Source organism: Paenibacillus sp. SEL3 (genome assembly GCF_054602585.1).
Genome location: NZ_CM137725.1, coordinates 3696199 through 3707734 on the forward strand (window position 1 = coordinate 3696199; position 11536 = coordinate 3707734).

The window sequence follows — 11536 nt, forward strand, 5'->3', positions numbered from 1 at the left end:
GAGTGAAGCAGTCATGAATGATACGATTTCCTTGTTGATGAATCACCGGTCTGTGCGAAAATTCAAGTCAGACCCTATTACCGACGAGCAGCTCGCAGCTATTGTGGCAGCTGGCCAAATGGCTTCCTCGTCCAGCAATGTGCAGGCATATACTGTTATCGCCGTTACCGAGCCTTCTTTGAAAACAAAACTGGCGGAGTTGGCAGGAGGGCAGGCTTACGTTGAGCAATGCCCTGCGTTTTTGGTATGGTGCGCAGACCTGTATCGCTTGAAACAGGTCACGCTCCACCATCAGCCAGGTCAGCCTTCCTATGAAGGGTCCGTTGAAAATTATACGGTTGCGACCATTGATGCCGCGTTAGCTGCACAAAATGCAGCGGTAGCCGCTGAATCACTGGGCTTGGGCATCGTCTACATTGGCGGCATTCGTACTAACATAGCAGAGGTGTCTGAGTTGTTAGGGTTGCCAGAGCTGGTGTATCCAGTATTCGGTATGTGTATTGGTGTACCGGATCAGGAAACGGGCTTGCGTCCACGTCTTCCGCTGTCCGGTGTTTTGCATATGAACGGCTACGACAAAAATCAGACGATGAAAGCTGTAGAAGTATACGATCATACATCAGCCGAATATTTGAAGGAACGTACGGGCGGTCAACGCTCTACGCCATGGTCTGAGCAAATGGCCGGAAGATTGACCGAGCCAGCACGCTTGCAGTTGAAGCCATTTTTGGAACAGAAGGGTTTCTTGAAGCAATAAAATTTGAGTAGTGATAAAAAACTCTGCAAAATACAAGTAGTATTTGAGCTATATACGTTTGAAAATACAAGAACCTCCTTATTTACGTATGATGAAGTTCCGCGTAAATAAGGAGGTTCTTTGCTTTGGTTGCATGTTGTGGTTGTAAACCTTCCAGTCAGTAAACAGCGGGTATACCTTTATCCATCAGATAGTGAGTAAAAGCGTCTCGTATTTTCATAAAATAATTGACGGACGGCAGATTCATCTTGCTGGGTCAGCTTGCTGTACGCGCGAATGACGTCGGCAGTCATCCGGGGATGTGTCTGTTGTCCGGTAAAAGGACCCTCGAACGGCCAGGGACCGTCTGTCTCTGCCATGATCTGATCAGACGGATACTGCCTTGCCAAACTGCGGATCTCTTCTTCGTACAGGAGATCCGGTGTGAAGGAGACATAATAGCCGTTCCGGGCGATACGTTCGGTCGTGGCGGCCGAGCCTTTAAACCAGTGAAAATGCGCCAGCGTGACGCCGTGACGTTCCAGAAGGTCGCAAGCAATCTCAGCATCCTCATAAACGGCGTGCAGGACAATGGGCTTGCTATGCTTGCTTGCAAACTGGATGAAACGCTCCAGTAGCACTATGTAGGGAGCGAGGTCAAAAGGAGTTCCGCTCTGCGAGGCTTCTAGCCGATTGTAATAGGGTAAGCCGACTTCACCCACGGCGACCATCTGCTGTACATGTTCGTCCATCCAGTCGAACAAGAGGTCAAGCTCAGCTTGCGGTGGAAGGGCCTGTTCGGGATGAAAGCCAAAGGCTGGCCGTACTAGCCCAGGGTAACGCTCGGCTAACCGTAGATTGGCTCGGCTGGAGTCCAGATGCATCGACACGGCTATCACAGCTTGGACGCTGCTATCAGCAAGTGAAGCGAGCAATAGCTTCTGTTGTTCGGGCGGGTAGCTGTCTACATGAATGTGCGCGTCGATTAATGGAGCGGGTCTTGTTGTGGTCAAATCCAAGCCTAGCTTTGTTTGGCTGTTCCATTTCGATGCACATCGAACTTTTACGTCACTCATGCCGATTCAATTCATCTTCCGGGATATTCTTGTGAACGCTCTGAGCATTGTCCATGTCGCCGTCCAGTTTGTACTTTTCCTCACGCATCCAGCCGGTCATGGTTCGCTTCCATTCAATAAAGAGAGGATCGAGGGTGATTTCTTCCCTACGCGGGCGGGGAAAAGGGACATCTACGACATGCACCACCGAAGCAGGTCGCGCTGACAGCACATAAATGCGGTCGGAGAGCAGCAGCGCTTCTTCAATGCTGTGGGTAATGAACAGCACAGAGCGGCGGTTCTTCTCCCACATCCGCAGTAACCATTGCTGCATATCTGCACGTGTCAGCGCGTCGAGTGCGCTGAACGGCTCATCCAGCAGCATTAATTCCTGCGGGCTGAGCAGTGCGCGAAGAAAGGCTGCACGCTGTTGCATTCCACCAGACAGCGTATGTGGATACGCCTTGGCGAATTTGCCTAGTCCAACCTGCTCGAGCCATTGCAGGGCTTCTTTGCGACGTTCGCGTTCACTGGCGTACTGAGGGGGGACTGCTGTATTTTTACGTGGAGCATTTTCCTGCCCAAGCAGTACATTATCCAGCGTGGTGCGCCACGGGAAAAGGGCGGGCTGCTGTGGCATATAGCTGATATGCCCACGTTCACCAGTCATGTCTCGTCCGTGCATACGGATACGTCCCTGCTGTGGTTTGAGTAGCCCGCCGATGATGTGAAACAGCGTACTTTTGCCGCTGCCTGACGGACCGATGAGAGAAACGAATTCTCCCGGCTTGACTGTGAGGGATACATCCTGCAGCACGGGCAGTAAGCTTCGCTTTTCGCGGAAGGCGAGGCTGATCCCGTCCAATTCCAGAGCAGAAGGGGCAGTCGAAGGACTCTGCTGGTCCCCGGCTCGTTGTTCATTAGCCACGTTGTGTGATGATAAGTCAGTCGGATGCAGACTCATATGTGCCACGTCCTTTCTTTGCTGTATTTAATTCAAGGAGGAAGCTATTCCTGATCCGGTTTCCAGCGAACCAGCCATTTTTCCAGTAGTACTATGATGACAAACATCAGTAAACTGAGCGCGACAATGATGCCGATGGCGGCAAAAATGAGGTCCGTGCGATAGGCCGATTTTTGCAGCAGCATATAATATCCGATTCCTTCGCTCGCACCAATCCATTCGGCAATAATTGCGCCCATCACACTGTAGGTGGCAGCAATCTTGATGCCGGAGAATACTTGCGGCAACGAGTGTGGCAACTCCAGCTTCATAAAAATAGCCATGCGACCGGCACCCGACATCTGCATATAGTTCATCATCATACGGTCCGTCCGTGTCAGCCCGTCCATGGTCGCTACAGCCACGGGAAAAAAGCATACTAAGGTAATGACCATCAGCTTGGGCAGCATGCCAAAACCAAACCACACCATGAGCAGCGGCCCCAGGGCGATGATCGGAATGTTTTGGCTCAGGATAAGCAGCGGATACAGGGCGGATTTGAGAAAAGGAATGGTATGAAGAACGATGGCGATCAACAGTCCCGTTGCTGTCCCTATAGCGAATCCCACAAGTGTCAGGCGAATTGTAGCCCATGTATGGGCACCAAGCAGCGCCGTCTGGGCCATGCCCTCCTGTACGATGAGGGATGGAGCTGGCAGTAGCCAGGATTCAATATGTAAATAGGAAACCGCCCCCTGCCAGGCTGCTAAAAAGAAGAGGACCGCCACAAGGGGCGGCCATACGCTTTTCCACCAGGATGCGTTCTTGCCTTTCGGATTCATGGGCGATATTTCTCGGTCAGCTTGTTCATGCTGATGCCTTGTGGGTTATGTGCGATTTTGATCTGTGAAATGACGCTGGGACTGCCCGCTTCCGTCAAAGCCTCATGCATTTCTTTAACCACTTTCAGCAACTCGTCGAGCTCGCCCTCCATGGTCGTATCCAATGGGTTCACCTGATGTTTGACACCGGAGCGCTGAATGACCTCAATCGCCTTATCTACATACGGGTAAGAGTCCTCGTTATTAGGAGTTTTAGGGATTACTTGAATACTGAGCAGTGTATTAGCCATGCAAATTCACCTGTCCTTCATTTGAAGTGTTTTAGAGAAAATAGGGTGGTTTAAGGCGGGGAGACCGCTTCGCGTTTCATTTGATCTTACGATCGCTGTTGCCATGGGATTCTTTGAATAAATTTTAAAAGGTAAGAATCCCACGGCAAAGGCGAGCGCTACGCTTCTCTAGATTCAAATGAACCGCTACGCTGCCAACCGCCTTAAAAGCACTTTAATTTTTGATAGGTTGTGTGGCATTTTTACACACAAGCGCATCTGTTTTTGCGCTTTAGATACTATGAGACTAAAGAATAAACCAAGTGGAACGAGAACGAAGTGGGCGGAATGGTGCTGTACAAGCGTTAGCGTTCGCTTTAAAAGCTTTCCGTAGGAAAGCTCGCTTCGGAAGCATAACCTCCCCGGATTTCTACACTAATCATAAGTTTTTATTAAGAAATCTGGGTACAACAGCGATGGGAAGCACCATCCGACTGCGTAGTAGGGCTTCGTTCACTTCTCTAGTTCAGTCTTATTTAGCGTTTTAACAAATGGTCAGCGCTTGGGCAAGAAGTTGTTTGTGAAGGCCTTATCGACTTCCAAAGGCTTGCTGAGCAGCTTGCGTTCGTACATCCAGTCCGAATAGTTTTGCCATACCTCCGCTTTTTGCACACCCCATTGTGCGGCATCGTCCTGATAACGCGGGCTCAGCCATTTTTGGCTGGCAAGTACCAGTTTTTTATCCAGCTCCGGTACAGCTTTGCTTAAAATGTCTGCGGCTTCTTCCGGATGAGCGATAGTGTATTCATAGCCTTGTGCGGTAGCATCCATGAACGCTTTAACCAGCTCGGGATCATTTTTTATCGTTTGTTCGTTGCTCACAATTACAGGCGTATAGTAGTCGAGGCTTTTGGAATAATCTTTTACATACAGCATATCCAATGGCTCATCTCGAAGTTGGGCCTCGATTCCGGTCCATGCGTAGAAAATCCAGGCAAAGTCGATATCCCGCTTCACGGCTGTAAAATAGTCTGCATTGCCCATGTTGACGATCTTCACTTTGCTCACATCGCCTTTGTCTGAATCCATGATGGATTTCATGACCGCTTCTTCTACGGGAGAGCCCCAACCGCCGTATTTTTTACCTTCAAAATCTTTCGGGCTTTTAATTCCGCGATCTACCGGGGCTGCGAAGCCTGAGGTATTATGCTGAATCACCGCAGCGATGGATACAAGCGGCACACCTTGCGTGCGAGCCTGTGTGACGCCTTCTTGGTAGCTGATACCAAAAGGTGCAGCATTAGAAGCAACCATTTGATCGGCTCCGCCTGAACCAGGTTGAACAATTTGGACATTCAAACCTGCTTTTTCGTAAAATCCTTTGTCCTTGGCGACATAGAGTCCCGTATGATTCGTATTGGGTGTCCAGTCGAGCACGATTTTAACATCTTTGAGCCCCTTTGCCGGAGTAGACGTTTGAGTGTCGGTAGCGGAAGCTGCTTCTTGGGATGTAGGGGGACTTCCACCGCAAGCGGTCAGGGTCAGGGCCATGAGCCACAGACTGATCAGTCCCAGGCTTAATATTTTCATGCGCTTCATCGTTAGTGTTCTCTCCTTTTGATTACCCGTTATCCATCCAATCAGACAGCTTAAGTTTCCCATTTTCATAAAAATAACATCTGCCGGACGCGATCTTTCCAACAACTTAATCCTCAACAAAAAAGCGCCCCGAGTTTCCGGGACGCTTGCGCTTGTATATACCAAAGTAAGGGATGGTCCTATGTAAAGAAGGCACATCTTGCTTAAGCATTCCTACGCTGGCATTACCCAGATCAGGTTGTAAGGGTCAGTGTCTTGGGACACACTCTCAGCCGGCCGATTCCAGCACCCCTGGCATTGTATGGTTTAATGGGTTCATTTATTCGGGTTTACTACGACGATTATATGCTTTGAATGCGGGTCTGTCCAGCATGAAGGGAGAGATAACGGTTCATTTGCCGAACGACAGGGTACACTTTTACTGTGAGCTTTGATCTGAAAATGAGTATGAATCAATCCGATTCGATCCGGTCATGTTATTTTCAGAACAGCTGCGCAGGTAGGTTCAGATGGGCTGGTGCCCAATGGCATGGCCGTAGAGAATTCTAATTCGTGAAAAGGAGTTGTTGTACTGTGGGTAAAACGGAAACATTGGATCGCAACCAACTGGAACAAGCCATTGTGAAGGCTTTGGATAACAACAAATTTTGTTCGTTAGGTACGGTAGAGGGTGGCAAACCGAAAGTACGCTATATGGCCCTTTTTAACGATGGAATGAACATTCATCTGGCGACAGATCGCAAAACGCATAAAGTGGATGAGCTAAAGGACAATCCGAATGCTTATCTGCTGCTGGGTTATGAGGTTGGCGGTACGAAGGAAGTTGTTGAAGTGGAGGCTACCGTCCAAATTACAGCTGATGAGGGGCTACGCAAACAAGTGTGGAACGACTCCTTGAAGGAGTGGTTTTCCGGACCGGACGATCCCGATTATGTCATTCTGGACGTGAATCCGACTCGCATTGAGTATGTGGGTCAGCAAACGGAGCGCCAGGTGTGGAAGAAATAATACGAATATAAATGGATAAGCCAGTAAATCTCCAATTTTTTCAGGAGGTTTGCTGGTTTTTTTATGTTTGAGAAAATTAATTATTTTTTCATAAATAATTTTAAGTAAATGACTACTCTTTTGTCTGGCGTTGGATTAAAATAGAAATGGTGAGTTCAAGGCTTACATATATGTGCAAAAGTATGTATATGAGGCATACACCTTAATGAGGAGGGGTATATTTTGTTATTACGTAAAAATTGGTTTAAAGGGTTTACAGCAGCAGTTGTAGCTTGTAGCATGCTGGTGTTTTCAGCCGCTCCATCCTGGGCAGCTAGTGATTCTCGTGATAGCGCTACGGTGAATTTGCGGATCATGGAAACAACGGATATCCATGCGTCCCTGATGAACTACGATTACTATTCGGACAAAGAAACCAACGAGTATGGCTTGGTTAGTACAGCTAGCTTGATCCAGAAGGCACGTAGTGAAACAAGAAACAGTATGCTGTTCGATAATGGTGATTTGCTGCAGGGCAACCCATTAGGCGATTATATGGCCCGCAACAAAACCTTTGAGAAAGAAGGCGGTGTCCATCCGGTCTACAAGATGATGAACCTGATGGGCTATGATGCAGCTACAGTGGGCAACCATGAATTCAACTACGGTCTCGACTTTCTGGACAAATCGCTCAAGGGAGCTGATTTTCCTTATGTAAATGCGAACGTTTATGTTGATAAAGGGGGCCAAGCTACTAAGAATTATTTTACCCCTTATCAGATTCTTGATAAAACAGTAACGGACGAGAAGGGCGAAGAGCATACACTCAGAGTGGGTGTGATCGGTCTGGTCACACCTCAAATTATGCAGTGGGATGAAGCCAATTTGAAGGATAAAGTCGTTACGAAGGATATTGTGGAAACGGCGAAAAAGTTTATTCCTCAAATGAAGACGGAAGGTGCTGACATTATTGTCGTGCTTGCGCATACCGGTTATGAGGATGTGCCACAAACGCCACTGATGGAGAATGCCGTTAAGTATTTGAGCCAGGTGGACGGAATTAACGCTATTCTGTTTGGGCATGCTCATAAATCTTTCCCTGGCCCTGATTTTAAAGATATGAAGGGTGTAGATCTGGATAAGGGAACCATTAATGGGGTACCAGCCGTGGAAGCTTCCTCATGGGGCAAGGATCTGGGTATCATTGACCTGAGCCTAGAAAAGAAAAATCGCGAGTGGAACGTGACTAACTCTCAATCTCAAGTGCGTCCGGTTGTGAGCACCACTAATCAGACTGTGCAGTTTATCCCTGAATTTAAACTGATTGATGCGGTCAAAGAAGAGCATCAAGGAACGCTGGATTATATTCGCCAGCCTGTAGGAACAACGACGGCGCCAATTACCAGTTATTTTGCATTAGTGCAGGACGACCCTTCCATTCAAATTGTGACGAATGCACAGAAATGGTATGTTCAAAACCATCTCAAAGGAACTGAATACGAAAAACTTCCAGTATTGTCGGCAGGCGCTCCATTCAAGGCCGGCGGTCGAAACGGAGCCGAGTATTACACTGATATTCCTGAAGGTACGGTAGCGATTAAAAACGTGTCCGACCTGTATGTGTACCCGAACACGGTTCATGCTGTAGAAGTGACCGGTGCTGAAATTCAGGAATGGCTGGAGTGGTCTGCGGGTCAGTTCAACCGTATTGATCCAAAGCAAACTGAGGAGCAATCGCTGATCAACAAAGATTTCCCAACCTACAATTTCGATGTCATTGACGGTGTGAATTATCAGATTGATGTAACGCAGCCTGCACGGTATGATGCCAAGGGAACTATTATTGATTCTTCAGCGCATCGTATCAAGGATCTGCAATACAATGGAAAGGCTATAGATCCTGCACAGAAATTTATCGTAGCCACCAATAACTATCGTGCTTCCTCATCCAAACTGGCCAACCCAGATGGCAAACGAATTGTGATGGCAGCACCGGATGAAAGTCGTCAAGTCGTTGTTGACTATATCCGTACGAACGGAACGATTAATCCATCGGCGGATGGCAACTGGTCTATTGCTTCTTTTGGTCAGGCAAAGGTTACTTTCGAGTCCTCTCCTGATGCCAAAGACGTGCTGGCAGGCAATCAACAAATTTCATACTTGAGCAGCGCGGCAGACGGTTTTGCCAAATACAGCTTAAAAGCTGGCGCTAAGCCTAGTACAGCAACGACTTCTGTAAAGGAAGCTGTGGCTCCCGCGAAAGCAACAGCAAAGCCAGCTGTTAAAACGACCAAACCGGCGGTTGTTAAACCAGCTAAAACAACAAAGCCAAAGGCATCCAAATAACTTCGAATTTTAGTTTTCGTTTAATATCAGAATGAAGCAGCAAGTCTCTTTAACCAAGAGATTTGCTGCTTTTTTTAATATCAAAAAACAGCCCCGAATTATTATGAGTGTAAAAAGGTTTTGTTTTTGTCGAATATGTACTTAAGTCCTAAGTTATCGTTAAAAAAAGCTGCTTTTTTGTAAAAAAACGTAATTATATAGTACTTTTGTTCTAGTTATTTGTGATATAATGGTGAAAAAACCGGAAAATTGTTCCGAGGAGGACCATTATGACATGCAGCAATTGCAGCATCATATTACCTATAAAGGATCAAGGATTGCTTAGAATTAGGTATTCCAGGGTGTCGCTTACTCCAGCATTAGATGGTTTGGGCATGCTATCGGAACAAATGAAGCAGCAACATGAGCGTGAGGGCGGCATAGAGTTTCGCTATGAGAGCCGTTCAGAGTTGGAACAGCTGGTTAACGGACTGGCTCGTCTGCCGCAGGAATACTTGAACCATATACAAGTTGTGGTGACTGGCTTGCATCATGTCGAAGGATATGAGGACTGGCTTTTATTTAGTCAATTGCAAGCCAGACTGCAACATCCGGATATCGTGAGTATTATTAAGGATCAAAGTTTTTCCAGCCATATGCAGCCTATTGTTGACCACAAGCTGGATATTATCGGGTTTGAGTTTTTGCTGCGTCCGTCACATGCGGAAAGACCTTTTCAGCCTTTCCGACTGTTTGAAATCGCCCGTGAAGCTGGCTTGCATGCTCATCTGGATCGCTCGGCTCGTTTTTCCGCTATTGAAAAAAGTGCAACATGCCTTCCGGCGGGGATTAAACGTTTTATTAACTTTCTCCCTTCCACCATTTATAATCCGGCTTATTGCTTGAATCACACCTTTGAGACGATTGATCGGTTATCCATGAGTACGAAGGATTTTGTATTTGAGGTCGTAGAAACGGAAGAGATAGACGACCTTAATTTTTTGCATCATATCTTTGAGCAGTATCGTAATCGAGGAGTTTCAGTTGCCCTGGACGATGTGGGGGCAGGCTATTCTACGACAGAGCTTATGAATTGCCTTCAGCCGGATTATGTCAAAATTGACCGTAGCATAATTGACGGCTGTCATAGTAACAGTAATCAGAAGCGGCAAATCACAGGAATTGTAGAATCGGCTTTTCGTTTTGGAGGCCAAGTGTTGGCTGAAGGAGTAGAGCAGATAGAGGATTTTGAATTTTGTCGTGAAGCAGGTGTGTCACTGGCTCAGGGTTATTTGTTTGGCAAGCCGGAGCCCGGTCCGCCCTCCAATTTTATGCTTAGCAGCGTAATATAGTCAGGAACAAATTTAAGTAGATGTAGTTTATAAAAATTGGAGCTTAAATAAGGCTGTCGTATTAGCATTAATGTAAAAAACGCGAGTGCAGAGGTTATTTCACCCCTGCAACTCGCGTTTTTTGGTCATGCTTGCCCACCTGAACAAGCTCTGGCAAGCAAAGCCATCCAGTCTCCAATTTTACTTGGTAAGGGACGTTAAAAGCCCGGAAGCAGTTTACGACCGTTTTTTTTTAAAAGTAAAGATTGACGTTTTGAAGAGAATTGGATACAGTGTACTATATAAGAAACGGTGTTTCCTTGGTGATACACTGTATCTATATTAGGTAAAAGGTTTAACATTACAGGGAGGACAACCAAAATGAAAGCAGTGCAACTGAAAAACGGTTTTGGCTTTGAAGAGTTAACCTTGATGGAACTTGACACACCGGTGCCGGGACGGCTGGAAGTTCTGATCCGCATAAAGGCAGCGTCCCTCAATTACCGTGATTTGGTAGTTATCAACGGAGTCATGCCGATCGGCATTCAATTTCCCTTCATTCCGTTATCCGATGGAGCGGGTGAAATTGTAGCTGTGGGCGAAGGGGTGACAAAATTTCAGGTTGGACAAAGGGTAGCGGCAAATTTACAACAGAAATTCATTGGCGGGAGCACGAGAGCGGAGGTCTTAAAGGACAGTCTGGGAGGCCCGCTCAGTGGAGTGGCGGCTGAATATATCGTTCTGCATGAAGAGGGGGTCGTCGCCATTCCGGATCACCTTTCTTGGGAGGAGGCTTCCACCTTGCCGATTGCGGCATTAACCGCATGGAGCATGCTGATGGAATCCGGCGGGCTGCGAGCGGGGGATACGGTGCTCTTGCAAGGAACAGGCGGTGTTTCCATCTTTGGGCTTCAATTTTCTCTGATGGCGGGAGCAAGGGTAATTATCACATCGAGCAGCAATGACAAGCTGGAACGGGCAAAGGCTCTCGGCGCATGGCAGACAATCAACTATTCGGAGGTTCCAGAGTGGGATAAGGTAGCTCTGGAGCTGACAGGCGGCGGAGTCGACCATGTTCTGGATGTAGGGGGAGCGGCAACAATGGCGCAATCCATCAATGCACTTCGTACTGGAGGGACTGTGAGCATGGTCGGATTCTTATCGGGCTTGACCATTCCTGAGTTCGATGTCACCAGCATTTTGCAGAAGGCTGCGACGATTCGCGGCAGCCAGGTTGGTAACCGGGAACATTTCGAAAACATGAATCGTGCCATTTCCCGCCATCGTTTACATCCTGTCATCGACCGGGTATTCCCGCTCAGCCGAATCGGCGAAGCCTTCGCACTTTTGGCTGAAGGAAAACAGTATTTCGGTAAAATCGTCGTTCAAATATAAATGAGCATTTTGCATAAATCCCAAGAGCAATTTCAAATCAGCACTATATAGATC

The 11536-nt window shown here is 47.4% G+C and carries 10 protein-coding genes and 1 riboswitch; of the genes, 5 read left to right on the forward strand and 5 right to left on the reverse strand.

The annotated features are described in order from the left end of the window. Positions 1–13 precede the first annotated feature (13 nt). Complete coding sequence (nfsA, locus tag ACYCS5_RS17065) at positions 14–757, forward strand: oxygen-insensitive NADPH nitroreductase (protein ID WP_029514690.1); 744 nt, start codon at positions 14–16, stop codon at positions 755–757. Between the two features lie 179 nt (positions 758–936). On the opposite strand, the gene ACYCS5_RS17070 is transcribed toward nfsA, so the two are convergent. From ACYCS5_RS17070 to ACYCS5_RS17090, 5 genes are all read right to left on the reverse strand, one after another. After that, a complete protein-coding gene (locus ACYCS5_RS17070; RefSeq protein WP_459761321.1) occupies positions 937–1749 on the reverse strand; it encodes a TatD family hydrolase in 813 nt (270 codons plus the stop codon). A gap of 55 nt (positions 1750–1804) precedes the next feature. Beyond that, positions 1805–2755, reverse strand: coding sequence for an ABC transporter ATP-binding protein (locus tag ACYCS5_RS17075; RefSeq protein ID WP_459759821.1), 951 nt, complete (start codon positions 2753–2755; stop codon positions 1805–1807). 44 nt (positions 2756–2799) lie between these two features. Continuing rightward, positions 2800–3576: an ABC transporter permease gene (locus tag ACYCS5_RS17080; protein WP_029514693.1), complete on the reverse strand. Its 777-nt coding sequence runs from the start codon at positions 3574–3576 to the stop codon at positions 2800–2802. After that, positions 3573–3866, reverse strand: a complete 294-nt coding sequence (locus ACYCS5_RS17085; RefSeq protein WP_016818835.1) for an MTH1187 family thiamine-binding protein — start codon at positions 3864–3866, stop codon at positions 3573–3575. The genes ACYCS5_RS17080 and ACYCS5_RS17085 overlap by 4 nt, the downstream gene beginning before the upstream one ends. A gap of 534 nt (positions 3867–4400) precedes the next feature. After that, entirely contained in the window at positions 4401–5444 is a 1044-nt protein-coding gene (locus ACYCS5_RS17090) for an ABC transporter substrate-binding protein (RefSeq protein WP_459759822.1), read from the reverse strand. 193 nt (positions 5445–5637) lie between these two features. Continuing rightward, positions 5638–5747, reverse strand: a riboswitch (TPP riboswitch). 270 nt (positions 5748–6017) lie between these two features. Here ACYCS5_RS17090 and ACYCS5_RS17095 point away from each other — a divergent pair. From ACYCS5_RS17095 to ACYCS5_RS17110, 4 genes are all read left to right on the forward strand, one after another. Next, positions 6018–6452 carry a pyridoxamine 5'-phosphate oxidase family protein gene (locus ACYCS5_RS17095; protein WP_029514695.1) on the forward strand — a complete coding sequence of 145 codons (435 nt, stop codon included), beginning with the start codon at positions 6018–6020 and terminating at the stop codon, positions 6450–6452. A gap of 222 nt (positions 6453–6674) precedes the next feature. Further along, on the forward strand, positions 6675–8777 hold the full coding sequence (locus ACYCS5_RS17100; protein ID WP_459759823.1) for a bifunctional 2',3'-cyclic-nucleotide 2'-phosphodiesterase/3'-nucleotidase: 2103 nt from the start codon (positions 6675–6677) through the stop codon (positions 8775–8777). A gap of 269 nt (positions 8778–9046) precedes the next feature. Continuing rightward, positions 9047–10108: an EAL domain-containing protein gene (locus ACYCS5_RS17105; protein ID WP_029514697.1), complete on the forward strand. Its 1062-nt coding sequence runs from the start codon at positions 9047–9049 to the stop codon at positions 10106–10108. A 360-nt stretch (positions 10109–10468) separates the two neighbouring features. Next, positions 10469–11482: a zinc-dependent alcohol dehydrogenase family protein gene (locus tag ACYCS5_RS17110; RefSeq protein ID WP_069010760.1), complete on the forward strand. Its 1014-nt coding sequence runs from the start codon at positions 10469–10471 to the stop codon at positions 11480–11482. Positions 11483–11536 lie beyond the last annotated feature (54 nt).